Origin of the sequence: uncultured Clostridium sp. (genome assembly GCF_900547735.1) — a bacterium.
GTDB lineage: Bacteria > Bacillota > Clostridia > Lachnospirales > Lachnospiraceae > Otoolea.
In genome coordinates this window covers 1-26,474 of record NZ_URHZ01000074.1, presented here as the reverse complement: position 1 = coordinate 26,474, position 26,474 = coordinate 1, and the positions used below count along the sequence as shown (strand labels likewise).

The 26,474-nt window shown below is 50.4% G+C and carries 23 protein-coding genes; 22 read left to right on the top strand and 1 reads right to left on the bottom strand.

The genetic code is table 11. The features are described 5' to 3' along the window. Positions 1-677 precede the first annotated feature (677 nt). From nusB to QZT18_RS19015, 12 genes are all read left to right on the top strand, one after another. A complete protein-coding gene (nusB, locus tag QZT18_RS19070) occupies positions 678-1,121 on the top strand; it encodes a transcription antitermination factor NusB (RefSeq protein ID WP_294150444.1) in 444 nt (147 codons plus the stop codon). 3 nt (positions 1,122-1,124) lie between these two features. After that, positions 1,125-2,324, top strand: coding sequence for an exodeoxyribonuclease VII large subunit (gene xseA, locus QZT18_RS19065; protein WP_294150443.1), 1,200 nt, complete (start codon positions 1,125-1,127; stop codon positions 2,322-2,324). A gap of 16 nt (positions 2,325-2,340) precedes the next feature. Then, positions 2,341-2,583: an exodeoxyribonuclease VII small subunit gene (xseB, locus tag QZT18_RS19060; protein ID WP_227031200.1), complete on the top strand. Its 243-nt coding sequence runs from the start codon at positions 2,341-2,343 to the stop codon at positions 2,581-2,583. Then, entirely contained in the window at positions 2,583-3,464 is an 882-nt protein-coding gene (locus tag QZT18_RS19055; RefSeq protein ID WP_294150449.1) for a polyprenyl synthetase family protein, read from the top strand. The genes xseB and QZT18_RS19055 overlap by 1 nt, the downstream gene beginning before the upstream one ends. A gap of 78 nt (positions 3,465-3,542) precedes the next feature. Then, entirely contained in the window at positions 3,543-5,432 is a 1,890-nt protein-coding gene (dxs, locus tag QZT18_RS19050; RefSeq protein WP_294150442.1) for a 1-deoxy-D-xylulose-5-phosphate synthase, read from the top strand. Beyond that, positions 5,429-6,244, top strand: a complete 816-nt coding sequence (locus QZT18_RS19045; protein WP_294150441.1) for a TlyA family RNA methyltransferase — start codon at positions 5,429-5,431, stop codon at positions 6,242-6,244. The genes dxs and QZT18_RS19045 overlap by 4 nt, the downstream gene beginning before the upstream one ends. A gap of 84 nt (positions 6,245-6,328) precedes the next feature. Then, positions 6,329-7,180, top strand: a complete 852-nt coding sequence (locus QZT18_RS19040) for an NAD(+)/NADH kinase (protein ID WP_294150440.1) — start codon at positions 6,329-6,331, stop codon at positions 7,178-7,180. An 82-nt stretch (positions 7,181-7,262) separates the two neighbouring features. Further along, positions 7,263-7,712, top strand: coding sequence for an arginine repressor (gene argR, locus QZT18_RS19035; RefSeq protein ID WP_195344159.1), 450 nt, complete (start codon positions 7,263-7,265; stop codon positions 7,710-7,712). A gap of 76 nt (positions 7,713-7,788) precedes the next feature. Continuing rightward, a complete protein-coding gene (gene recN, locus QZT18_RS19030; protein WP_294150436.1) occupies positions 7,789-9,453 on the top strand; it encodes a DNA repair protein RecN in 1,665 nt (554 codons plus the stop codon). Positions 9,454-9,695: 242 nt separating this feature from the next. Further along, a complete protein-coding gene (locus QZT18_RS19025) occupies positions 9,696-10,376 on the top strand; it encodes a SatD family protein (protein WP_294150435.1) in 681 nt (226 codons plus the stop codon). Continuing rightward, positions 10,369-11,121 carry a hypothetical protein gene (locus tag QZT18_RS19020; protein ID WP_294150434.1) on the top strand — a complete coding sequence of 251 codons (753 nt, stop codon included), beginning with the start codon at positions 10,369-10,371 and terminating at the stop codon, positions 11,119-11,121. The genes QZT18_RS19025 and QZT18_RS19020 overlap by 8 nt, the downstream gene beginning before the upstream one ends. A gap of 8 nt (positions 11,122-11,129) precedes the next feature. Then, positions 11,130-12,482, top strand: a complete 1,353-nt coding sequence (locus QZT18_RS19015; protein WP_294150433.1) for a PLP-dependent aminotransferase family protein — start codon at positions 11,130-11,132, stop codon at positions 12,480-12,482. A gap of 7 nt (positions 12,483-12,489) precedes the next feature. Here the strand turns inward: QZT18_RS19015 and QZT18_RS19010 are convergent, their stop codons facing one another. Further along, on the bottom strand, positions 12,490-13,914 hold the full coding sequence (locus QZT18_RS19010) for a spore germination protein (RefSeq protein ID WP_294150432.1): 1,425 nt from the start codon (positions 13,912-13,914) through the stop codon (positions 12,490-12,492). A 1,093-nt stretch (positions 13,915-15,007) separates the two neighbouring features. Between QZT18_RS19010 and QZT18_RS19005 the strand changes: the two genes are divergently transcribed. From QZT18_RS19005 to QZT18_RS18960, 10 genes are all read left to right on the top strand, one after another. After that, positions 15,008-15,874, top strand: coding sequence for a YitT family protein (locus QZT18_RS19005; protein ID WP_294150448.1), 867 nt, complete (start codon positions 15,008-15,010; stop codon positions 15,872-15,874). A gap of 103 nt (positions 15,875-15,977) precedes the next feature. Further along, positions 15,978-16,733, top strand: coding sequence for a tRNA threonylcarbamoyladenosine dehydratase (locus tag QZT18_RS19000; protein ID WP_294150431.1), 756 nt, complete (start codon positions 15,978-15,980; stop codon positions 16,731-16,733). A 76-nt stretch (positions 16,734-16,809) separates the two neighbouring features. Beyond that, the gene (locus QZT18_RS18995; protein WP_366925928.1) at positions 16,810-18,186 is read left to right on the top strand and encodes an MATE family efflux transporter; all 1,377 of its coding nucleotides are present in this window, start codon (positions 16,810-16,812) and stop codon (positions 18,184-18,186) included. A gap of 927 nt (positions 18,187-19,113) precedes the next feature. Further along, on the top strand, positions 19,114-21,033 hold the full coding sequence (locus QZT18_RS18990; protein ID WP_294150430.1) for an NAD(+) synthase: 1,920 nt from the start codon (positions 19,114-19,116) through the stop codon (positions 21,031-21,033). A gap of 43 nt (positions 21,034-21,076) precedes the next feature. Further along, complete coding sequence (locus tag QZT18_RS18985) at positions 21,077-21,877, top strand: RNA methyltransferase (protein ID WP_294150429.1); 801 nt, start codon at positions 21,077-21,079, stop codon at positions 21,875-21,877. A gap of 228 nt (positions 21,878-22,105) precedes the next feature. Next, positions 22,106-22,543, top strand: a complete 438-nt coding sequence (locus QZT18_RS18980; RefSeq protein WP_294150427.1) for an NfeD family protein — start codon at positions 22,106-22,108, stop codon at positions 22,541-22,543. Between the two features lies 1 nt (position 22,544). Beyond that, the gene (locus QZT18_RS18975; RefSeq protein ID WP_294150425.1) at positions 22,545-23,489 is read left to right on the top strand and encodes an SPFH domain-containing protein; all 945 of its coding nucleotides are present in this window, start codon (positions 22,545-22,547) and stop codon (positions 23,487-23,489) included. Between the two features lie 206 nt (positions 23,490-23,695). After that, positions 23,696-24,913 (top strand): patatin-like phospholipase family protein, encoded by a 1,218-nt coding sequence (locus QZT18_RS18970; protein ID WP_366925927.1) that lies wholly within the window; start codon positions 23,696-23,698, stop codon positions 24,911-24,913. 133 nt (positions 24,914-25,046) lie between these two features. Continuing rightward, entirely contained in the window at positions 25,047-25,355 is a 309-nt protein-coding gene (locus tag QZT18_RS18965) for a DUF6637 family protein (protein ID WP_294150423.1), read from the top strand. 6 nt (positions 25,356-25,361) lie between these two features. Next, the gene (locus tag QZT18_RS18960) at positions 25,362-26,342 is read left to right on the top strand and encodes a biotin--[acetyl-CoA-carboxylase] ligase (protein ID WP_294150421.1); all 981 of its coding nucleotides are present in this window, start codon (positions 25,362-25,364) and stop codon (positions 26,340-26,342) included. The last annotated feature ends 132 nt before the right edge of the window (positions 26,343-26,474 follow it).

Sequence of the window (26,474 nt, the reverse complement as noted above, 5' to 3'; positions counted from 1 at the left end):
GATACTTTTACGGTCTGACGGTATCTCACCAAACCAGTCAGAGACCGGATAGCAGGTATTTTGAAGCATTCGGAAGAATATAGTGGTTGCGACGATCCTTCTCCCCCCTTTGAAGGAATATGAACAATTCAGCGGCCGTAGGCCGGGGTTCGGGATGGCGAAAACCTTTGCGTCTTCAGTCCCGGGCCATAACCTTCCCGTGGGGAAGAAGGGAGAAAAAGATTCCGCAGGGAACCTGGGAGTTCATCAGCACTTAGGCGGCGTTTCTCAGACGCCTTAGTACTGTTATGTACTCCAAAGAGCGCAAGTGTTTCCCGAAGGAACTTTTTCTGCCCGGATTCCCCACCCGCGACAACCTGCAAGCCGGGACTGAAGACTCACAATCCCCCCTCACCATCCCGCCCCCCCGACCTAACGGCGGCGTTCTCGTTCCCCAACTAAATTATTTCCTTCCCCTTGTGAAATTTCCTATCTTAAGTTATAATGGTAAATTAGAATATTATCCGATTTTTTACGGTAAAACCGTACACCGCCATCACAGGGACAGCGCCGGAAGAGTGAAAGCACACCGACCGGATTTTTCAAAGCCATCGGGAAAAGAGACGGATTTCACGCTCTTTTCACTGCCCACGGTGACGGATACAAAGGATAAGTAGATAGAATCAGGAGGACATGATATGACCAGAAGAGAATTGCGGGAGCATTGTTTTAAACTGTTGTTCTGCGCTGACTTTTATCCGGCTGACGAGACAAAAGAGCAGGTGGAAGAGTATTTTACGGAGCCGTTGGAGGAGGTTTCAGCCCCGGACGGCGAGAGTGAGATTCTTCACAGCCCGGCCCTGGATGTGTTTGACGGCGGATATGTGAAGAATAAGGTGGAGCGTATCATCGAGAAAATTCCTGATTTGGACAGCCAGATTAACGAGATTGCCAAGGGATGGACGACGAAGAGGATGGGCAAGGTGGAGCTGACGATTCTGCGCCTGGCGCTTTTTGAAATCCAGTTTGACGAGGACGTGCCCGAGAAGGTAGCTATCAATGAGGCGGTGGAACTGGCGAAGAAATTCGGCGGGGACGATTCGCCGTCGTTTGTAAACGGTATTTTAGCAAAGCTGGTGTAAAGAATGGCAAGTGTTTATTCCGTATCGCAGGTCAATGCCTATATTAAGAATATGTTTGCCCAGGACTATGCCCTGAACCGGATTTCAGTCAAGGGAGAGGTGTCCAACTGCAAGTACCATTCGTCGGGACATATTTATTTCACGCTGAAGGACGGCCTCGGAGCAATCCAGGCGGTCATGTTTGCCGGGAAGAGGCGCGGGCTTAACTTCAAGATGGAGGAAGGCCAGCAGGTCGTTGTCAAGGGAAGCATTGAAGTGTACGAAAGAGACGGCCGCTATCAGCTTTATGCCGCCGAGATCACCCTGGATGGGGCGGGCGATTTGTTTAAGCGCTTCGAACGGCTCAGAAATGAGCTGGAGGAGATGGGCATGTTTGCGCCCGAATACAAGAGCCCCATTCCGAAGTATGCGATGAAGGTGGGCATTGTGACGGCCAGCACCGGAGCGGCTATCCGGGATATCATGAATATCGCGGCAAGGCGTAATCCCTATGTGCAGCTTATCCTCTGCCCGGCTCAGGTCCAGGGAGAAGGTGCGGCCGCCAGTATAGCCAGGGGAATCGAGACTCTGGATGCGATGAAGCCGGACGTGCTGATTGTGGGACGCGGCGGCGGCTCCATTGAAGATCTCTGGGCATTTAACGAAGAGATCGTGGCGCGGGCGATTTTTGCCTGCAAGACGCCGGTAATCTCTGCCGTGGGCCATGAGACGGATGTTACGATAGCGGATTATGTGGCGGATTTGAGAGCGCCCACGCCGTCGGCGGCGGCAGAGCTGGCCGTATTCGACTATTCACTTTTTGAAGGACAGCTCAGGGACGCGAAGCAGAAACTGTACCGCGCACTGTCGGGAAGAAAAGACATGGCGGCCTATAAGCTGGAACAGTACCGTCTGCGTTTAAGGCTCTATAACCCGGAACGGCAGCTCAATGAGAAACGTCAGAGACTGGCCGATGCCGGAGAGCGGATGGAGCGGCTGCTCATGCAGAAACTGACGGACAGGAAGCACAGGATGGCGCTCCTTGGCGGCCGTCTTCATGCTCTTTCCCCGCTTGAGAAGATCAGTAAAGGATTTGGTTTCCTGACCGATGAGAACGGAAAGCGCGTCGAATCGGCGTCCTCGGTGAAAGCGGGCGAGCATCTTCTGATACGCGTTTTGGACGGAAAGATTGAAGCAGAAGTGCTGAAGACAGAGAAGAAATGAGATGTGGTGAAACAATATGGAGATAAACGAAAATAAGAAAGAGGCTGCAGCAAAAGAAGACCTCTCTATTGAAGAGATCTTTTCCGAGCTGGACGGGATTATCAGGAATCTGGAGGACGGAGAGGTTTCCCTGGAGGATTCTTTTAAATACTATGAGGCCGGTATGAAGCTGGTGCAGACCTGCAGCGGCAAGATAGACAAAGTGGAGAAACAGATTCTGGTGCTTAACGGCAACAATTCGGAGGATGTGAGACAGTGATGAACGAGCAGCTTTTACAATATACGGATGAAGTGGAAAAGGTGGTTTATTCCTATCTGCCTGCAGAGGAGGGGCACCAGAAGACGATTTTCGAGGCGATGAACTACAGCGTCAAGGCCGGCGGAAAGCGTCTGCGTCCGCTTTTAATGAGGGAGGTTTACCGTCTTTTCGGCGGCCAGGGCAGTGAGATTGAGCCGTTTATGGCGGCAATTGAGATGATTCACACGTCGTCCCTGATCCATGACGATCTTCCCTGCATGGATAACGATGAGTACCGGAGAGGCAAGAAGACCACCTGGGTGGTTTACGGATATGATATGGCGGTCCTGGCGGGGGATGCCCTGCTGATTTATGCGATCGAGACGGCGGCCAAGGCATTTGCCATGACGCCGAATGCCGATCGGGTGGGCAAATGCATCAGGATTCTGGCGGAGAAGACGGGAATATACGGCATGATCGGCGGACAGACGGTGGACGTTGAACTGACGGATAAGCTAATCCCGAAGGACAAGCTGGATTTTATTTACCGCCTGAAGACGGGCGCTCTGTTAGAGGCGGCCATGGTCATCGGCGCGGTGATGGGCGGCGCATCGGATGAAGAATGCGAGACGGTGGAGCGGATGGCGGCAGCCATCGGTTTGGCGTTCCAGATTCAGGACGACATTCTGGATGTCACCAGCAGCCAGGAGATACTCGGAAAACCTGTCTTAAGCGATGAGAAGAATAATAAGACAACTTATGTGAGCCTGGAGGGCATTGAGAAGGCTGGACGCGATGTTGAAAAACTTTCGGAGACGGCAGTCGATATCCTCTATTCCCTTCCCGGAAAGAATGATTTTCTGGAGGATTTGATTAAAGTACTGGTGAGCAGAGAAAAATAAGCAACAAATAATAAGGTAACTGTCCGCGGCAATGCCGCATCGCATCGCTGTGAACAGTTACATAATAAGGAAGAAACCATGATTTTAGATAAAATTAATGGACCCGATGATGTAAAAAAGCTTAATGAGACGGAATTAAGAGAACTGGCGGACGAAATCCGCACATTTTTAATAGAGAAAATCAGCCATACGGGCGGCCATCTGGCCTCCAACCTGGGAGTTGTGGAACTTACCATCGCCCTGTATCTGGCTTTTGACCTTCCCAAGGATAAGATTATCTGGGATGTGGGACATCAGTCCTATACCCATAAGATTTTGAGCGGCAGGAAGGATAACTTTGACGGCCTGCGTCAGTACGGAGGCTTAAGCGGTTTCCCTAAACGCAAGGAAAGCCCCTTTGACGCTTTTGACACGGGACACAGTTCCACCTCCATCTCCGCCGGGCTTGGTATGGCCCAGGGACGTGATGTGCTGGGGGAGGATTATTCGATTATTTCCGTGATAGGCGACGGCGCCCTGACCGGCGGAATGGCCTATGAGGCGTTAAATAACGCGGCCCGCCTGAAGAAGAACTTTATCATTGTACTGAACGACAACAAGATGTCCATCTCCGAGAATGTGGGAGGAATGTCCAGGTATTTAAGCAACCTGCGGGCAGACGAGGGCTATAACATGCTGAAAAAGAATGTGGCCGGCACGCTCTCCAAGGTTCCGATGATCGGCAATGATCTGGTGGACACGCTGCTGCGCACCAAGAACAGCATCAAGCAGTTCCTGGTACCGGGCATGTGGTTTGAAAATATGGGAATTACCTATCTGGGACCGGTTGACGGCCATGATGTGAAGGGGCTGGCGAAGATTTTCAGGGAGGCAAAGAAAATCAACCATGCCGTCCTGATCCATGTAATGACCAGAAAAGGAAAAGGTTATATCCCGGCTGAGAGAAATCCATCGGCTTTCCACGGCGTGGAACCGTTCGATATCGGGACGGGAAAACCGATTGGGAAAAAGCTGTATCCGTCCTACACCGATGTATTTTCCAAGGAAATCTGCAAGATAGCCGAGACAAATGAAAAACTCGTCGCCGTAACCGCGGCCATGCCGGACGGAACGGGACTGAAACGCTTTTCCAGGATGTATCCGCAGCGGTTTTTTGATGTTGGAATCGCCGAGGAACACGCAGTGACTTCGGCCGCCGGAATGGCCGCGGCCGGGTTAAAACCGGTGGTTGTGGTCTATTCCTCCTTCCTTCAGAGAGCCTATGACCAGATTGTCCATGACGTCTGTATCCAGAACCTGCCGGTGCTGTTCTGCGTCGATCGGGCGGGACTTGTGGGAAGCGACGGGGAGACGCACCAGGGGATTTTTGATCTGACTTATCTGTCTTCCATTCCCAATATGAGTGTTATGGCGCCGAAGAACCTCTGGGAGCTTCGCGAGATGCTTCACTTCGCAGTGGATTACGACGGCCCGATGGCCATCCGCTATCCGAGAGGCCAGGCGTACAGAGGACTCAAGGAATTCCTGGCTCCGGTAGAATATAAGAAGAGTGAAATCCTCTTTGAGGAAGACTCCATTGCCCTTCTGGCCGTGGGCAGCATGGTCAGCACGGCGGAGCATATAAGGAACAAATTAAAAGAGATGGGACATTCCTGCACCCTGGTGAACGGCCGCTTTATCAAGCCGGCAGACACGGATGTGGTGGACCATCTGGCAAAAAACCACCGCTGTATCATCACACTGGAAGAGAACGTGCTGCGCGGCGGATATGGGGAGCGCATCACCGACTATGTGCAGAAGCATTATCCTGCCATCAAGGTGGTCAATATTGCGCTGCCGGATGCTTATGTGGAGCACGGCAATGTCTCAAAGCTAAGAAGCGATCTGGGAATCGACAGCGATTCCATACTGGAGAAACTGAAGAAAGAACTAAAGAGCGAATTTCCTGATTCGGAGGAAAACAGATGAAAGAACGTTTAGATGTACTTCTGGTGAAAAAAGGCCTGGCCGAGTCCAGGGAGAAGGCAAAGGCAATCATCATGTCCGGGATTGTCTATGTGGATGACCAGAAGGAAGACAAGGCGGGAACCTCCTTTGAGGAGACGGCCAAAATAGAGGTAAGGGGTTCCACACTCAAATATGTGAGCCGCGGAGGCCTGAAGCTTGAAAAGGCCATGACCCACTTCGGAGCGACGCTGGAGGGCAAAATCTGCATGGATGTGGGGGCTTCCACGGGCGGTTTTACCGACTGTATGCTGCAGAACGGGGCCGTCAAGGTGTATTCGGTGGATGTGGGCCATGGACAGCTTGCCTGGAAACTGAGAAACGACCCGAGGGTCGTATGCATGGAAAAAACCAATATCCGCTATGTGGTACCGGAGGATATCGGTGATAAAATAGAGTTTGTATCCATAGACGTCTCTTTTATTTCCCTGACCAAGGTGCTGGGACCGGTGAAAAATTTGATGGCGGAGGATGGGCAGATTGTCTGCCTGATCAAACCCCAGTTTGAGGCCGGCAGGGAGAAGGTGGGAAAGAAGGGCGTTGTCAGGGATAAGAAAACCCATCTTGAAGTAATCAACATGGTAATCAGTTTTGCCGTGGAGACGGGCTTTGAAGTGCTGAACCTGGAATTCTCCCCCATCAAGGGGCCGGAAGGAAATATTGAGTACCTGCTTCACTTGAAGAATCACGCGGAGGGAGAGCGCTATGAGAATGTGGCGGTTAACCCGGATCAGGTTGTGGAGGAAGCCCACAGACAGCTCGATAAGCAGGCATAACGGCCTGTAAGGGCCTCAAAGAGGCAGCCGGAAGGCTGCGGGATATTCAAAACATCGGATGGCGTAATGCCGGGAGAACACAGGATGAAACATTTTTACCTGATTGTGAATAAGGAGAAGGAGAACGCGGAGAAGGGGGCGGAGGTAATCTCGGAGTATCTTAACGGCCATGGCTGTGAATGTCTCAGATGGGACAGTGAGAATCCGGGATCTTCGGAGTACCGCTATACCGACAGAAAGCAGGTTCCGCAGGAGACGGAGTGTGTGATCGTGCTGGGCGGCGACGGTACGCTGATACAGGCGGCCAGAGATCTGGCCGGGCGGGATTTACCGTTGTTCGGCGTCAATATGGGCCATCTCGGTTATCTGACACAGATAAGCAGGGAGGAAGATATCGTCCCTGCGCTGAAAGAGCTGATGGCGGACCACTACCGGCTGGAAAAGAGGATGATGCTGGAGGGGCGGGTGGTTTCAGAAGGCGCCACGGTGGCGCAGGATATCGCCCTCAACGACATTATTCTGAGCAGGACGGGACTTTACACGCTGAAGTTCGATCTCTACGTCAACGGGGAGCTGTTTAACCAGTATTCCGCCGACGGAATGATCGTTGCGACCCCGACCGGTTCTACGGCTTACAATCTGTCGGCCGGAGGCCCCATTGCGGCGCCGGAATCCAGCATGATTATCATGACGCCCATCTGTCCCCATACCCTCAATTCCAGGAGCATTGTCATTTCCCCGGAGAGCCGGATTATGATGAAAGTGTCCGGCAGGGAGGAAGTGGAGCAGTTTTTGAGCTTTGACGGGGATACGGTCGTGGAGCTTCGGAAAGGGGATCGGATCGAGGTGGAGCGTTCGGAGATTACCACCACGCTGATCCAGCTGAAGCAGGTTTCTTTTCTCGAAAACATCAGGTGTAAGATGAGGCAGATATAGGATCGGCCGCAGGAAGTTCAAAATGCGGGCGCATCGGGCATAGATGCAGATATACGGAGACAGGAGAGCGGAGGATAGTATAATGAAATTGGAACGTCACAGCAAAATTGTAGAGTTAATTGGCAAGTATGAGATAGAGACCCAGGAAGAGCTGGCGGAGTACCTCAACAAAGAGGGATATAACGTGACTCAGGCCACCGTGTCCAGGGATATCAGGGAACTCAAGCTGTCCAAGATCCAGACGGAGAACGGCCGCCAGAAATACGCGGTATTTCATCCGCAGACAGCGTTTAACGATAAATACATCAGGATTCTCCATGACAGCTTTCTTTCTATGGATATGGCGCAGAACATGCTTGTGATCAAGACGGTATCCGGCATGGCCATGGCCGTGGGCGCGGCTCTCGATTCCCTGCATTTCGGCGAGATCGTAGGCTGTATCGCGGGTGACGACACCGTGATGTGCGCCGTAAGGACCGTGGACGACACAATCGTACTGATGGATAAGATCAAGAAGCTCATAGCAGGATAAGGGTTATAGTTCGGCAAAGTTGTATTTTGTCGCAGTTTGGCCGCAGGCTGAACTGTAACGGATAAGGGGTGATGGGATGCTGTTTCATCTGCATGTAAAAAATCTGGCCCTCATCGATTCCGCCGAGGTGGAATTCGATGACGGGCTCAATATACTGACCGGCGAAACGGGAGCCGGCAAATCCGTAATCATAGGCTCGGTCAATGTAGCTCTGGGGGCAAAAGCGTCCAGGGACCTGATACGCCAGGGCTGCGACAGCGCCTACGTGGAACTGGTCTTTTCCGTGACCAATGAAAAAAAACGGAAGGAACTTGAGCGTCTGGATGTAATTCCGGACGACGACAGTCTTATAATCATTTCTAAGAAGATCATGCCGGCCAGAAGCATCAGCAAGATCAACGGTGAGACGGTGACCTCGGCCCGGCTGAGGGAGATAACCGGACTGCTGATTGATATTCACGGACAGCATGAGCATCAGTCTCTGCTCTATCACGCCAGACATCTGGAAATACTCGACGAATACGGAAAATCCCGGGCAGCCGGTTTAAAACAGAATATAGCGGGAAAATACCGTGAGTACATAGAGCTTAGGAAAAAGCTGGAATCAATGAACCTGGATCAGGAACAGAGGCTGCGGGAGATGGATTTCTGCCGTTTTGAGATCGACGAGATCGAGAATGCGGCGTTAAAGCCCGGGGAAGAGGAGGAATGCCAGTCGGTGTACCGCCGCTTTGCCAACGCCAGGAAGATTACTGAGAGCCTGGCACTAGCCCATGAGGCGGTGAGCGCGGACGGCGTGTCAAAGGCGCTCAGGGCCGTGGAGGACGCCCTTCAGTACGATGAGGGAATCCGCGGTATCCGTGACCAGCTCTACGACGTGGATTCGCTGCTCAGTGACCTGACAAGGGAAATATCCGTCCATATGGAGGAGATGACATTTGACGGCGAGGCGTTCGGCGAGGTGGAAGAACGCCTGGATCTGATACGGAACCTGGAAAATAAATACGGGAAAACCATAGAGGATGTGTTAAAGAGCCTGGAAGAGAAGAAGCAGCGTCTGGAAGAACTGGAACATTACGACCTCCTCCGCCTGCAGACGGAGAAGGCTCTGAAAGAGACGGAGAAGGAACTGGAGAAGATGTCGGCCGATCTGTCGAAGCTGAGACGGAAAATCGCCGCGGAACTTACGGAAAAGATCGAGGACAGCTTAAAAGAGCTGAATTTCCTGGATGTGAAGTTTGCTATGGAATTCAGGAAGCTCGGCCATTATACGGCGGCCGGATATGATGAGGCGGAATTTATGATTTCCACCAACCCCGGCGAGCCGGTGAGGCCTCTCGGCATGGTCGCTTCCGGCGGTGAGCTTTCCCGTATCATGCTGGCCGTGAAGACGGTGCTGGCGGAAACGGATGATATCCCAACCCTGATTTTCGACGAGATCGACGCCGGCATCAGCGGACGGACGGCGCAGATGGTATCGGAAAAGCTGGGAGTCATCGCGAAGAACCACCAGGTCATCTGCATCACGCACCTGCCACAGATTGCCGCCATGGCGGACAGTCATTTTGAAATCAGAAAGGCGGTGGAAGAGGGAAGGACGACGACCACGATCCGGCCGCTGAACCGCGAACAGATGACCGGGGAACTGGCCAGGCTTCTCGGAGGCGCCGAGATCACCGAGGCCGTGCGGCAGAATGCGAGAGAGATGAAGGAACTGGCGGAGCGCAGGAAAAGCATATAAGCTGAAAAACATGCCGGACATTTAAATAAATATATCACTAAACATTCAGTAAATAGGCTATATTTTTATTATATAGCCTATTTACTGAATAAAACTTGATTATTCATTAATATGGCTATATAATAACAACATATCTTGTATGCTAAGCGCTGTGAATGCTTCACAAAAAGTTATGATATGGCACATATTAATTTTGTAAAAGGTTAAGTGTTCATAGTAGACATAAGAAAGGGGGGAGGCATATGCTTTCCTTTTTTGAGCCGTACTTAGCGGTTATAGGCGATATCAAAGATTCCAGACATCTGGCGGACCGGAGGGAAGTGCAAAATCGGTTGAAAAAGATTCTGGATGAAATTAATGACATATATGAGGAAGATATTTCTTCCCGGTTTCTTATTACTCTTGGAGATGAGTTTCAGGGACTGCTGAACAGAGGTGATAATGTGATTCAGATCATTTCAGTAATTGAACAGAAAATGTATCCGGTAAAACTACGGTTTGGCTTGGGAATCGGAAAAATCACAACAGAAATTATTGCCGAGGCCGCTATCGGTGCAGACGGTCCGGGGTACTATGAGGCGCGGGATGCGATTGAATATCTAAAAGAGAATGAGAAGCGGAAAAAGCGAGCAGAGTCCAACATAAGAATCGGTATTGAGCAGCCGGATCGTCTGCAGCCTCTTATGCTTAATACAATACTTTCCCTGATGTCGGTTATCAAGGAATCATGGAGCGAGAGACAGAGGGAAATAATTTACGATATGCTGGATCACGGAGATGGACAGTCAGATGTGGCCCGAAGACTTGGAGTATCACAGCCTACCGTCCAAAAAAGCCTGGCTGCAGGAAACTACTATTCTTATAAAGAGGGTCTGGATGCACTTTCTGAGGCACTGAAGAGAATAGGGAGGGCGGATGTTTAAAACATTTTTCTTAATATTACTATGCTCTTATATATTTTTTGAATTTTATATCAAAAACTTTTTTTCGGTGGGGCAGGGGAAGAAGGCAATTTATAAGATTGTCAGAGGAAGTGTTATCTATAGCCAGATGCTCGCCGTAATTCTCTTACCAATTTTGTCAATGATGGTTTTCCGGTACTGGATCGCGGCATCAATTCTGTTTTTTATGACGGAATTTTTGAAATATCTGTACTTGCAGAAAGAAAGGCCACTATTGAAAACGGCACGTCACCACGAAAGAAATGCGTACTTGCTTTTTCAATTGCTGCACATCGTATGTTTGTTTTTACTTGCATATATGTTTGCAAAGGAGCGGAATGTTTTGAGAGTTTTGCCTTGTATCGAGGATTTTTTCACCGTATCCGGCCTATCCAAAATACAGATTCTTTCATGGATTACCGCCCTATTATTAATACACAGGCCCGCCAACACTGTAATTTCTGTTTTGCTGGCCGGTTATAAAAATGAAGAGAAGAAAGAGGAGACAGATCACAATGCGGGAAGGGTGATTGGCACTCTGGAGAGACTTATTATATTGATACTTGTTTCGTTAGGCCAGTATTCTGCCACTGCTCTTGTTTTGACGGCAAAATCGATCGCCAGATATGACAAAATATCGAAAGAACCTGCTTTTGCGGAGTATTATCTGTTGGGGACACTGATGAGTTTAGTGGCAGTTCTGGTTATTTCACTGCTGATAAAATAGGAGGAAACATGAAACTCGACTTAAACGATCCGGGCCAGAGCCGCTACCTGAGAGTTTATAATTATTATAGAGATTTAATCTGCTCCGGCAAAATGGAGCCGGGTTCCAAACTTCCCTCCATCCGGAAATGTTCGATGCAGCTTCAGCTTTCCAGGACCACGGTTGAGACGGCGTATATGCTGTTAGCCGCGGAAGGATATATCATATCACGGCCGCAGAGTGGATATTACGTGACCGAACTGCTCAATTCGGAGCGTGGAAAAGAGTGGGAGAGCAGCGGAGTAAAGAAGAAAGGGCCTGAGATACGGTATGATTTTGCATCTTCCAACGTGGATCGGGACAGTTTCCAGTTCGATCTGTGGCGGAGGTATATTAAGAGTTCTCTGAGGCAGGACGAGCGGCTTCTGTCGTACGGCGAGCCCCAGGGGGAACTGGAACTGAGGGAAGCAATCTGCAGTTATCTGGGACGCCACCGCAATGTAATCTGCACGCCCGACCACATCGTGGTGGGAGCCGGTGTCCAGAGCCTGCTCCACATCCTCTGCCCCATGGTGAAGGACAGAAAGACGGCTTATTTCTACAATCCTGGCTTCAGGCAGGGACGCACCATCTTTGAGGACTTTGAATTCAGGACCGAAGATATCAGAACCGCCGCAGAAAACGGCGGGGCCGAGCCGGGCAGCATCTGTTACCTCACACCGTCCCAGATGACGGTCTGGGGCGAGGTGATGCATATCTCGGAGCGGATGGAGTTTATAAAAGAGGCATTTGAACGGGATATCCTGATCATCGAGGACGACTATAACAGCGAATTCAGGTACTACAACAGGCCCACCCCGTCTCTCCAGGGGCTGTCGGGCGGCCGCAGCGTCGTGTATCTGGGCACGTTTTCAAAGCTGCTCCTTCCGTCCATCCGAATGAGCTTCATGGTGCTGCCGCCGGAGCTTATAAAGCTTTATAAGGAGCGGGGGCGTTATTATAACCAGACGGCGTCCAAGGCAGAGCAAATAGCGCTCTGCCAGTTTATCAGGGACGGCCATCTGGAAAGCCAGATCCGTAAAACCAGGAAATTATATACGGCAAAGGCGAAAAGGCTCTGCGAAGATATCGGAAGGATATTCGGCAGCAGGGCAATTCCCCATCTGGGCGAGGCGGGATTTCTGGTTCTGGCGGAACTGCGCACGGAGCTCACATCGGAACAGATAGCGGAACAGGCTGCTCAGGCCGGAATTGCCGTCCGCGCCGTGGCGCCGGAGGCGGGGAAGGAAAAGGGACTTCCAAGGATTCTCCTGTCCTGCGCCGCGGTTGGCACGGAGCATTATGAGGAGGCGCTTCAGGAGCTGTACAGGGTAATTACGTAACGTTTCATTATTTGGATGAGCTGCTTTTTTCTTCATGTGGCAGCCGGTTGCGGACCAGCCGCTTTTTAAGTTCGCTGAAGCTGAACGGAATAAGCGGGTAAATATAGCTTTTTCCTGCAATCGTTTTATTGAATACGAGGCAGAGAACACTGATTAAGGTTCCGGCAATAAATCCCCACAGGTTGAAGACAGAGGTCAGAATAAGCAGCATCACCCTCATGAATTTCAGGGCATAACCCAGTTCAAAGCTGGTCTGTGAATAGTTGGCTATGGTGACAAAGGCCATATAAAGCATGGTCTCACTGTTGAACCATCCCGATTTAACCGAGTATTCTCCGAGGACAATACCGGCGATAACACTCAGGGGAGTCGTCAGCATGCTGGGCGTGTTGACAGCGGCCAGGCGCAGGCCGTCGATGGCGAATTCCAGAATCAGAAGCTGGAATATCAGCGCCACATGCACATCGTCCGATACCCGGATAAAGGCGAGCCAGTCGGGAATCCACGCGGGATTCTGCATAAAGAGGAGCCAGAGCGGCGTTAAAAACAGCGTCAAAAGGAAAATCAGCATTCTGGACAGACGCAGATAAGTTCCCGTGATAGGCGGGAAATAGTAATCGTCGGCCTCCTCGATAATATCAAAGATGGAGGAGGGCAGTATCATTGCGGACGGGGAGTTGTCCACCAGGATAATGATATTGCCTTCCAGGATGGAAGCCGCCGCCGTGTCGGGCCGCTCGGAGAAGCGGAATTTTGGAAATGGATTGTACCATTTATGAGGATAAATACATTCGGCCAGACTCTCCTGGTTCATTGTGAGGGCGTCGACGTGAAGACGTGAAATGCGCCCCTTGATCGTGGAAAGCAGGTTTTCATCCACACGGCCGTCCATATAGCAGATGGCAATGTCGGTGTGGGAACTTTCACCGGCATTCATAATTTCCACGCGCATTTTCGGATCGCGGATCCTGCGTCGGATCAACGCCGTATTAAATACGAGCGTCTCCACAAAGCCGTCCCGGGAACCACGGAGCACCTTGTCCTTTTCGGGCTCACTGACGCCCCTGGAAGGATAAGTGCGGCAGTCGATGGTAAATGCTTTTTCGTAGCCGTCGATCAGCATGCAGGGAACACCGGAGAGAAGCTGGGTGATCAGGATATCTTCATCCGTCTCCAGTCCAATCTCACCGTAAGGCAGGTACAGCTTGGAAAATTCGTGGGCGTTGTCCGGCATGGCCTCCGGTTTGATACTGCCGAAAGACTGCAGGATACGCAGAAGGGTGTCGTCCTTTGTAAAGCCGTCTATAAAATAAATACAGGCATTCCGGCCTCCCACGCGGATGACGCGGTACACCACATCGAAGTTAATATCCGGACGCAGCAGCTTTTCAAAGCGCTGCATATTCGTTTCCAGTTTATCTGAGATTTTCATTAAAATAGCTCCTCTCATCCTGAATTATGCAAATGAATTTTAGAATAATGGAAAGTATGTGTAAATTTCTGAAAAATATGAGTGAATATTTCGGGAAAAAGTAAATATAATATAAAATGTCCGTCCGCGGCGAACCTGTTTTTTGACTTATTGCAAAACACTGACCCCTGAGATGGAAAAAGAATTGTGCAATTTGACAGGATTTTATTGACAAAAGCGACACAAAATGTTATATTTACATAAGCAACAAACTATTTGATGTAACGGTTAGTGAACGTGACCGGAGGAACTGCCTTCTGTGGGGGAAAGGCAGTTCCTTTTTTTTTATTTAAAAGATACCTTTTCTTTCGCCATCAATCTTCTCCAACATTTGACAAATATATGCGCAGCCATTAGAATTGAAAATAACGATATGCATTTCCTCTTTTTGGAAATGAAGACAGAACATCCTTAACACGATTGTCAATCTTCTTCACGTCATATCATTTACAGGGGCGGATGAGCTGATGTTCGTCAGAATGGCGGTTGCCCAGAGCCTTTCTTTCCTGATCGTTCTCCTATATTATTTCAGGTTTTATTGCGGGAGACATAAAAGAGTTCGTGAATTATGATTTCAGATTGAATTTTTAATACATGTTGCCGGGTATAATATGCATATAACTTAGACTATCCGCAGCAGGCAGGGCATAACGGCACACGGTGATGTGCGTTTGCCCTTTTTCAAATATCATGACAGGATATACTGCCGGACCGTCCGGGCCCGGTAATTTCCCTAAGGAGGTAAACTATGAGTTCCGGAAATACAGATAAGAACAGACTGGAAGTTTCAGAAGCAGATTTAAATAAAAAAGGTGACGGTGCAGCGCCGTCTGAAAAGAAGGAAGTGCAGGGAGAAGCTATCAGGAAAGAGGGAGCGGAGGATTCGCGGCCCGAAGATAAAGAGCCCGGGCAGGAGAACACCCAGAATCAGGAGGCCGGAACTGAGCAAACCACGGCAGAAGATTCCGGGCAGGAACAAATCCAGCCGGATGACGCCCCCCAGGCCGAGCCGGGAGAGATTGCAAAACGGGCGCAGGAAATCAAGGATAAGGCCGTGCAGATACAGAAGCGGAAAGCGGTCAGAAATCTGATTACATTTTCCGCCGTCCTGATCTCGGCAATTCTGCAGGCTTTTGTCATACAGGCATTTATCAGACCTGCGGAGCTGCTGTCGGGCGGTTTTACCGGCATTGCCATTCTGATCGATATGCTGACTTCTACATTTGGAAGAAGTTTCCCCACGTCATTAGGCATGCTGGCCATCAATATTCCGGTGGCGTTTATCTGCAGCCGCAGCATCAGCGTGAGATTTACGGCATTTTCCCTGTTCCAGGTATTTTTAACAAGTGGATTCCTGCAGTTTCTGCACTTTGAGCCGCTGTTTGACGATCCCGTTTTAAATGTGATTTTCGGAGGATTCCTGATGGGAATTTCCATCGTCATTGCGCTGAAGGGCAATGCATCCTCGGGAGGAACCGACTTTATCGCCCTCTATGTATCCAATAAGACGGGGCGCTCCATCTGGGGACAGGTTTTTATCGGGAACTGTGTGCTCTACTGTATATTCGGCATGTTGTTCGGCTGGATGAATGCGGCTTACTCCATTTTGTTCCAGTTCATTTCCACAAAGACAATTTCGACGTTCCATCACAGATATGACCGGGTGACTCTGCAGATTACGACGGAGAAAGCGGACGAAATGATGGATGCCTATATCAAAGTCTGCCAGCACGGAATCTCCTGTGTGGAGGCCGTGGGCGGATACAGCAGAAAGAAAATGTATGTGCTTCATACGGTTATCTCCTCCTATGAGGTGGATGACATTATCAGGCTGATGAGGGAAGTGGATCCCCACGTAATTATTAATGTGTTCAAAACGGAGCAGTTTTACGGTAAGTTTTATCACGCCCCGATGGAATAAATGCGCCTGAGACGGCGAAGCATACTGGTGACATACATCCCGGCCGCCGCCCGGCTGCCGGATGCGTTGAGACAGATAGTTAGAAAATGAAGAGGTTTATGGTATGGACGGAAATGAGAGACGTGAATTTATAAGAACCGAGCTGATGCTTGGAAGCGCCGGGATGAGCAGTCTTAAAACAGCCGCCGTGATGGTTTTCGGCATTGGAGGAGTGGGTTCCCACTGTGCGGAGGCGCTGGCCAGAAGCGGGGTGGGACGGCTGATCCTGATAGATAACGACGATGTCTCGGAAAGCAATATCAACCGGCAGTGCGTGGCGTACCACAGCACGGTGGGGATGAAGAAAACAAAGGTGATGGAGAAGATAATAGGGGAGATTTGCCCCACCACCGAGGTGATGACCTTTGAAACTTTTGTTCTGACGGATAATATTAAAGAAATTTTCCGGAAAGCGGGCAGAGTGGACTATATTGTGGATGCCATTGATACCGTGACCGCGAAGCTGTCACTGGCGGAATATGCGAAGGAAGAGGGCATTCCAATCATTTCATCCATGGGAACGGGCAATAAGCTGCATCCCGAGATGTTCCGGATTGCCGATATTTCCGAGACCTCGGTCTGCCCTCTCAGCAGGGTGATGAGGAAAGAACTGAAAAACAGGGGAATTACAAATCTCAAGGTGCTGTTTTCCACGGAGACGCCGGTGACACCGGATGAAGAGCTGGAAGAACGGCTTATCAGGGAAGAAATACCGGAGACCAGTTCACGCCGTTTTGTGCCGGGCAGCATTGCCTTTGTGCCTCCTGTTGCAGGTCTTCTGATTGCAGGAGAGGTGGTCCGGGAGCTGGCAGGGGTATAAACAGAAGCGAAATATGAGCGGTAATTATGGAAATACTGAATAGTTACCGGAGCAATTATTATGGGAGGGAAGAAAAGTGGATACGAAGCAGGGGAAAAAGAGTGGCAGCATTCTGATGACAGAGGGCGTTATCTGGAAACAGCTTGTGCTCTTTTCAATTCCGTTGTTAATTGGCAATCTGTTCCAGCAGCTTTACAATACGGTGGATTCCATCGTTGTGGGACAGTTTATCGGCCGTGAGGCGCTGGCGGCAGTTGGTTCCAGCACACCGATCATCACGCTGATTATCGGTATGTTTATGGGAATTGCAGTCGGAGCAGGCGTTATTATTTCCCAGTATTACGGGGCGCGCAGTGAAGAGAAGATGGGATGGGCGGTCCATACGTCCATAGCCCTGAGTATTATCGGCGGTCTGCTGCTGAGCGTTGCGGGAATCGCCTGTTCACCGCTGATTCTGGGGTGGATGAGGACGCCCGAGGAGGTCTTTGGCCCTTCCGTCCTCTATTTCCGGATTTATTTTCTGGGTTCACTTTTTAACCTTTTATACAATATGGGGGCCGGTATCCTGCAGGCTGTGGGAGACTCCAGGCGTCCTCTTTACTATTTATGTATTTCATCCGTGGTCAACATTGTCCTTGATATTCTTTTTGTTGCCGGTTTCCACATGGGCGTGGACGGTGTGGCCTGGGCGACGATTATTTCCCAGCTTGTGTCGGCAATCCTTGTCATGTCCGCCCTGATGAGAACAAAAGACATTTACTGTCTGGAAATTAAAAAAATCAGAATCGACAAACGGATGATGAAACGGATTCTCAAAATTGGAATTCCAAGCGGAATCCAGCAGTCGATTATTTCACTTTCAAACGTTGTAGTCCAGGCCAATGTCAATGTCTTCGGAGCCGCGGTCATGGCCGGATTCGGAGCCTACAATAAAGTAGACGGATTCGTGGTACTGCCGATGCAGAGCTTTTGTATGGCAGCCACGACATTTACAGGCCAGAATATCGGCGCCAGGAAACCGGAACGAATCCGGGAGGGAATCAAACAGGGCATCATCATCTGCGCGGCCGTGTCCGCCCTGCTTTCGGTGCTTCTGTTCTTCGAATCGGAACGCATCCTCTCCATCTTCTCATCCGATCCCGGCGTCATCCAGTACGGAATGGTCACCATGCGGATCCTGGTAGGATTCTATGTGGTACTGGCCGTCCACCAGATTCTGATGGGCGTAATGCGCGGTGCGGGAAAATCCATGGAAACAATGCTGATTTCCGTTGGAAATATGTGCGTCCTGAGAATGATTTACATAAAGCTGGTAATCCCGATCCTGCCGAGCTATGAGGCCGTGCTCTGGTGCTATCCGCTGACCTGGGTGACAACGATCCTGATGGATATTATGTATATGAAATGGGGAAAATGGATGCTGCCGGGGGAAAATAGGGGGGAAGTTAGTTGAGAGGCGAGGACGCTTTTGGATGATGAAGGCCGGGGGAGTGGAAGGTTGTTTATGAGTCTTCAGTCCCGGTTTGTAGGTTATGGTGAGGGGAATCCGGAGAAAAAAATTCCTGCGGGGACACGCTCCCGCTTGTGAAGCGCACAGCGGATGCTAGGCTCGAAAGAACCTCGCCAAGCACCGGCGGGCTTCAAGGTCACCCTTCGGAAAGTTTTTCTCCTCCTTCCCCGGGCAGGTTATCGACGGGACTGAAGACTCAGCAAAGCTGTAGCCCCGGCCGTCATCGTCAGAGGCTGATTGTCTCTTTCATCAAGTGAGGGAAAGCACTGTTGCGGCCACTACGTCATCGTGACATTTTTACATTCTACCGGCATCTCGGAGTGAATTTAATACTGAATCTAATGTTAGTTTACGGTTAAATCAGTACCCAATTATAATTAAACTCATAAAATTGAAAAGAAACGAATCCACCGGCATTCGAAGGAAAGTAGTGGCTGCGACGATAGCGTCCCCCTTTGAAGCGTCGGAACAAATCAGCGCCGCAGGCCATTTTACGGTATAGCGACACCCTCCGCGTCTTCAGTCCCGGTCCATAACCTGCCTGTGGGGGAGGAGGGAGAAAAAGATTCCGGAGGGAACATGGGAGTTCATCGGCACTTACCGAGGTTTTTCACGAGGTTAGTGTCCGCTATGTACTCCAAAGAGCGCAAGCGTTTCCCGAAGGAACTTTTTCTGCCCGGATTCCCCACCCGCGACAACCTAAAATCCGGGACTGAAGACTCACCCCTCCCCCATTAAAATAATCCACAGCGAAATGTCCGAATCTCAAAAGAAATTTGACATTTACTGCCAACTTATTTAGAATAAAGAATGTTTATGCTTCAAATAATATAGAAAAATTGATCGGAACCTGCAAAGGAGATAAGCGATATGAAAGACGGATTTATCCGTGTTGCGGCGTCAACACCGGAAGTGAAGGTAGCGGATGTAGAATTTAACAGAGAGCAGATTTGTGCCGGGATTGAAGAGGGCAGAGAGCGGGGAGCCAAGATTATGGTGTTTCCTGAGCTGGTGCTGACCGGTTATACCTGCGGGGAGTTATTTAACCAGAAACCGCTGCTCTCAAAGGCGAAAGCAGAGCTTGAAAAGCTGGTGGATTTTACGGCAGGGAGCGATATGCTCGTATTTGTGGGCGTTCCCTGGGAATATAACAATAAGCTTTATAATACGGCGGCTGCCATCCAGGATGGGGAGCTCTTAGGCCTTGTCACCAAGATGTCTCTGCCTAATTATTCGGAGTTTTATGAGATGCGCTATTTTAACCCGGGATTTGTAAAGCCGGTGGCGGTTCCCTGGAAAGACGGCTATGTCGTCATGGGAAGCAGGATCTTATTTAACTGTACGAATGTGGAAAATCTGGTGATTGGAGCCGAGATTTGTGAGGATGTCTGGGTTCTCAATCCGCCGAGCATTGCCCATGCGGCTGCCGGAGCCACGGTGATTGTCAACTGTTCCGCCAGCGATGAGACGACGGGTAAGAGTGATTACAGGAGAAGCCTCATTTCAGGCCAGTCGGCAAGGCTCCTGTGCGGTTATATATATGCTAATGCGGGCGAGGGCGAATCCACTCAGGATCTCGTTTTCGGAGGACAGAATATTATTGCGGAAAACGGAACAATGCTGGCCGAATCACGCCGTTTTGAGAATGAAACAATTTACGCCGATCTCGATCTGGAGCGCCTGGAGTGCGAACGCCGCAGGATGACGACTTACCAGACGGAGGGACGTGAGAATTACGTCTTTATCGACTTTAATTTGCAGGAGGACGATCGGGAGACGGAGCGGGAGATTGATCCGTCGCCATTTGTGCCGCATGGTGAGGAAAGCAGGAACAAACGGTGTGAGGAAATTCTCTCAATCCAGGCAATGGGGCTGAAAAAACGCCTGAAACATACAAACTGTAAGTGCGCCGTAATCGGCATCTCCGGCGGTCTGGATTCCACGCTGGCACTGCTTGTCACGGTCAGGGCCTTTGATTTGCTGGGGCTTCCGAGGGAAAATATCATCTCGGTCACGATGCCGTGCTTTGGCACGACGGACAGAACCTACAACAATGCCTGCTATCTGACGAAAAAGCTGGGCGCGACGCTGCTGGAAGTCGATATCAGGGAAGCCGTGACCACCCATTTCAGGGATATCGGCCATGACGGTTCGGTGCACGATGTGACCTATGAAAATTCCCAGGCCAGGGAACGCACCCAGGTGCTGATGGATCTGGCAAACCAGTATAACGGCATGGTAATCGGAACCGGTGATATGTCGGAGCTGGCTCTCGGCTGGGCAACCTACAACGGTGACCACATGTCCATGTACGGTGTGAACAGTTCCGTTCCCAAGACGCTGGTGCGCCACCTGGTGCGCTATTATGCCGATACCTGCGGGGAAAAGGAGCTTGGAGACGTGCTGCTGGATGTGCTCGACACCCCGGTCAGCCCGGAACTTCTGCCGCCCCAGAAGGACGGGGAGATAGCCCAGAAGACGGAAGATCTGGTGGGGCCGTACGAGCTTCATGACTTTTATCTGTACTATATTCTGCGCTACGGATATCATCCCGGAAAAATTTACCGTCTGGCTCTTAAGGCGTTTGACGGGACATATGATAAAGAAACGATTTTAAAATGGCTGAAGGTATTTTACCGCAGATTCTTTAACCAGCAGTTTAAACGCTCCTGCCTCCCGGACGGTCCGAAGGTGGGTTCCGCCGCAGTTTCACCGAGAGGCGATCTGAGGATGCCGAGCGATGCCAGCAGCAGGCTCTGGCTGGATGAACTGGAGCAGATTGAGGCATAATAGGATCATAAAACAGTGAATTCCGATGCCACGGAGGATACAAATGATTACAAGTACGGGAAATAACCACGTAAGGGCAGTGTCTGCGCTTGTTAAAAAGGCGAAGGCCCGGAGAGAACAGGGACTGTTTATCGTTGAGGGAGCAAAGATGTTTTCCGAGCTTCCCAAGGAAAAGTTAAAGGAAACCTATGTGTCGGAGAGCTTTCTGCGGCAGCACGGTGAGAAGGCGGCTTCGCTTTTAAGAGGAATCCATTATGAGGAGGTATCCGACGATGTGATGAAATACATGTCGGATACGCAGACTCCACAGGGGATTCTGGCCGTTGCGGAACAGTTTTACCATACCCTAGAAGAAGTTCTTAAAACGGGCGGAGAAGTGGGGAGAAAAGCGGCCCATCTGATGATTCTTGAGACGATCCAGGATCCGGGCAATCTGGGCACAATCCTGAGGGCCGGGGAAGGCGCCGGCATCACCGGAGTCGTGATGAACAGCGCGACGGCCGATATCTACAATCCAAAGGTGATACGCTCCACGATGGGGTCCATTTACCGGGTTCCGTTTGCTTATGTGGACGATTTGGAAAAGGCCCTTGTGTTGATTAAATCAAAGGGAATCCGCGTCTACGCCGCCCATTTGAAGGGAACCGGCAATTACGAGGATGAGGATTACCGCAAAGACACGGGCTTTCTGATTGGAAATGAGGCCAACGGCCTCACGGAAGAGACGGCGGCAATGGCGGACTGCTATGTTAAGATACCCATGGCGGGAAAGGTAGAATCCCTCAATGCGGCGGTTGCGGCCTCCGTTCTCATGTTCGAAGCTGCAAGACAGAGAAGAAATTAAAAATTTAATAAAAAATTTGCTTATAGTTTAGAAATGAGTAATAAAAATGTAAGTTTAGAATATTCAGCCATATATTGATAAATGTCTGAAAAAATAATATAATAGTATCAAGGAGTATTTCTGTTACCGTTCACACAGGCAGTATTCCGCGAGGTGTTTTCACAGGCACAACCGTTTTCAGGCAAAGGTGTGGACAATAACGTATTTCCTTTGAAAGGAGAGATAAGTATGGCATGGATAATCTGGCTGGCGGCATTTGTGGTTCTGATAGGAATCGAGGCCGCAACGATGGCGCTTACGACCATCTGGTTTGCCGGGGGAGCAATAGTCGCTTTTTTACTGGCGCTGCTCGGAGCGGGTCAAAACATTCAGTTTGCAGCGTTTTTCATTGTTTCCTGTGCATTGCTCTTTTTTACCAGGCCTTTTGCACTGAAGTTTGTCAACAAGAAGACGGTTAAGACGAATGTGGAGGGCCTTATCGGGAAGAAAGCCAGGATAACGGCGGATGTGGACAATGATCTGGCTACCGGAGCCGCAGTCATTTCTGGTCAGGAATGGACGGCGCGTTCAACCGACGGCAAGCCGATTAAAGAAGGGACCATGGTAAAGATAGACGCGGTCAACGGAGTGAAACTGATCGTGAGCAGAATCGAGGAGGAGAAATAGAATGGGAGCATTTATAAGTTTTGTCGTTATTGCGATTATCGTTCTGCTGGTACTTTCATCATGCATTAGAATCGTACCGCAGGCACAGGCACTTGTCGTGGAGCGTTTAGGCGCGTATTTGGATACATGGTCGGTAGGAGTTCATTTCAAGGTTCCTTTCATTGACCGTGTGGCCAAGAGAGTAGTTCTGAAAGAGCAGGTAGTGGATTTCGCACCGCAGCCTGTTATCACAAAAGATAATGTTACGATGAAGATTGATACGGTTGTCTTCTTCCAGATTACGGATCCGAAGCTGTTTGCATACGGCGTGGAGAATCCGATTATGGCAATCGAGAACCTGACCGCCACAACGCTGAGAAATATTATTGGTGATCTGGAACTTGACCAGACCCTGACATCCAGAGAGACAATCAACACAAAGATGCGTTCCGCCCTTGACGTTGCTACCGACCCTTGGGGCATCAAGGTAAACCGTGTGGAGCTTAAGAACATCATTCCTCCGGCTGCCATCCAGGATGCGATGGAGAAGCAGATGAAGGCAGAGCGTGAGCGCCGTGAGGTAATCCTCCGTGCGGAAGGTGAGAAGAAGTCGGCAATCCTCGTAGCGGAAGGTAAGAAAGCATCAGCTATCCTGGAAGCCGAGGCCGAGAAGGCATCAGCCATTCTCCGTGCGGAAGCCGAGAAGGAGAAGAGGATCCGTGAGGCCGAAGGTCAGGCGGAGGCAATCCAGAAGATCCAGCAGGCGAATGCGGATGGTATCCGTTTTATAAAAGAGGCCGGCGCCGACAGCGCAGTGCTCCAGATTAAGAGCCTGGAAGCATTTGCAAAGGCCGCAGACGGCAAGGCAACGAAAATCATTATTCCGTCGGAGATTCAGGGAATTGCAGGTCTTGTAAAATCCCTTGTGGAAGTCGGAGCAAAAGATGACAATGCCGGTGCAAAATAGGTATTTATCAAAAAGAACCCGATGAAGAGCAGGCTTTGCAGGTTATTCACCGCTTAAGAAAAAACCGGATTAGTCCGAAGCAGCCAGAATTGCTTGAGGAAATCCGGTTTTTCCTTTATTGATTGGCAACGAAACGTTCGCGGAACGTGCTGTTCATTGCCGGCGGCGGTCTGCAGAGCGTGCCTTTCAGCGTTTTAAAGGTGGGAATGATGGAGAATGAACAGAAAACATCGGGCGCAAGGCACAGGATGGTCAGAAAGGTAAACCTGGGGCAGGATAAGATTAAACTGGATCTGTCCAGGGAATACGGCCTTGTGCTGGAGGGCGGCGGAGCCAAGGGTTCCTTTCAGATAGGCGCCTGGCGGGCCCTCAGAGAGGCCGGAATCAGGATAAAGGGTGTATCGGGAGTCTCCGTCGGAGCGCTCAACGGAGCCTTAATATGCATGGACGATCCGGAAAAAGCGGAGGATATCTGGCATAATATCAATTATTCCACGGTCATGGATTTTAACCTGGGTACGGGAACCCTGCAGGAAGCGGCGGAGGAGATTAAAAAGCTTTTGAAGGATCGCGGCGTAGACATCACGCCCCTGAAAAAACTGCTTCATGAGACCGTGGACGAGGAAAAAATCAGGAATTCCGCCTGTGAACTCTTTGCAACGACGTTCTCCGTCTCCGATATGAAATTGATTAATATGGATGTAAAATCCATGCCGGACGGCAAGATCGAAGAGATCCTTTTGGCCAGCGCCTATTTCCCGGTCTTTAAGACAGAGAAACTGGGGGGAAAGCTCTACACGGACGGCGGCGGATTTAACAATGTTCCCCTGGATGTGCTGATTGACCGCGGCTACCAGGATATTATCGTCATCCGGATTTACGGGATCGGCTATGACCGCGAGAAGAAGATAAAGATTCCGGATGGCACCAATATCTATCATATTGCGCCCAGGGAAGAGCTGGGAGGCGTCCTGGAATTTGACAGCAAACGGAGCCGGAAGAATATGGCCCTCGGCTATCTGGAGGCGTCGCGCCTGCTCTATGGGCTGGATGGGCGGAGATACTATATCTATGCTCCCTATGAGGAACCCTATTATTTTGACAGAATGATGTCTGAGCTGGAACTGCTTAAGGTTTATCTGAGTTCGGTTCTGGATGAGGAAACTCTAGCGTATCTGAACGGTTACCGCTTTTACACGGAGAATGTATTTCCCGAACTGGCGGTCAGAATGAAGCTCAAAGAGGAGTGGAATTACAAAGATATGTACCTGGGAATTCTGGAGGAACTGGCGTCGTCGCTGAAAATTACAAGATACCGTGTCTACAAAACAGATGAGCTGGTGAGGGAAATCCACAAAGCTCTTATTAAATCCGACGGAAGACTTACCGTTTTGAATGAATCGGGGGTTACTGTCCACAGGTAGTATTCCGCGAAACGTGTTACGGTTCACAGCACAATGCGGTGTGAACCGTAACAATCGGCGCCGGGTTTTCATATCTTTTTGACAAGTGGGCGGTATTTATGTAAAATAAGAGAGATTAAAGGAGAGAAAAACGATGGTATTACAGGAAAAAAAGAGAACCGGCAGAGTTTCCTCTTTCGTTTTAGACACGCTCCACGTTGTGGTGGGGATTCTGATTGTCATTCTGGCCGTACTTGCTTTTCTTAACCCGGATGAAAACAGGATTCTGTTCCCGGCTATCTTTCTTTTGGCATCGCTGCTGAACCTTGCCAACGGCTATGAACGTTTCCATAACAACAGAGGAAAAAAGAAAAAGAGAATCGCAGGCGCAGCGCTCATGGCAGCGGGAGTTGCACTATTCCTTTTATGCGTGATCAGCGCACTTACAATCTGGTGGGGGTAATAAGACGTGAAGACAGAAGTTTTAAGAATGTTAAAAGAGGCGGACGGATATATCTCCGGCCAGGAAATCTGCGAGAAATTTGACGTTTCCAGGACTGCGGTATGGAAAGTGATTAAACAGCTTGAGGCAGAGGGATATCTGATTGAGGCTGTGAGGAATAAAGGATACAGGCTCAAAACGGCCGGAGATATTTTAAGCCGGGCGGAACTTGAGAGCGGTATGAAAACCGAGTGGGCGGGCAGGAATGTCCTCTATTTTGATGAGACGGGTTCCACGAACACGGCGGCCAAGATGGCGGCGGAGGAGGGCGCGCCCCACGGGACTTTGGCAGTCGCCGATTACCAGAACATGGGTAAGGGACGCAGAGGAAAGATGTGGACATCACCGCGCGGCGTAGGTGTCTGGATGAGCCTTATGATACGCCCGGAACTCCATCCGTCCTCGGCATCGATGCTGACACTGGTGGCGGCCATGGCCGTTTCCGAGGGAATTACAAAGACCTGCGGCCTGGAGACACAGATCAAATGGCCCAATGACATTGTGGCGGGCGGTAAGAAGCTCTGCGGCATTCTGACGGAGATGAGCACGGAGCTGGAATGTATCAACTATGTGGTAACGGGCATTGGAATCAATGCCAATATGGAAGAATTTCCGGATGAAATCAGGGAGGTGGCTACATCAATCCTGATGCAGACCGGGAAGACCGTTAAGAGGAGCGAACTGATAGGCGCCGTGATGGAGGCCTATGAAAAATACTACGCGCTGTTTATGGAATCCGGCGACATGGCGGGACTCCTTGAGGTTTACAACAGCCACTTGGCCAATGTGAACCGTTCGGTCCGCGTGCTTTCGCCCGGTAATGAATATGTGGGCACTGCGCTTGGAATTAATGAGGCGGGTGAGCTGCTGGTGAAGACGGAGGACGGAGCCGTGCACCAGGTTATTTCGGGGGAGGTTTCGGTTCGGGGGATTTATGGGTATGTGTAGTTGAGGAATGAGAACGCCGCCGGGACGGCCGGGGGCGGAATGGTGAGGGGGGAGGGGGGAGTCTTCAGTCCCGGGCGTTAGGTTGTCGCGGGTGGGGAATCCGGGCAGAAAAAGTTCCTGCGGGAAACGCTT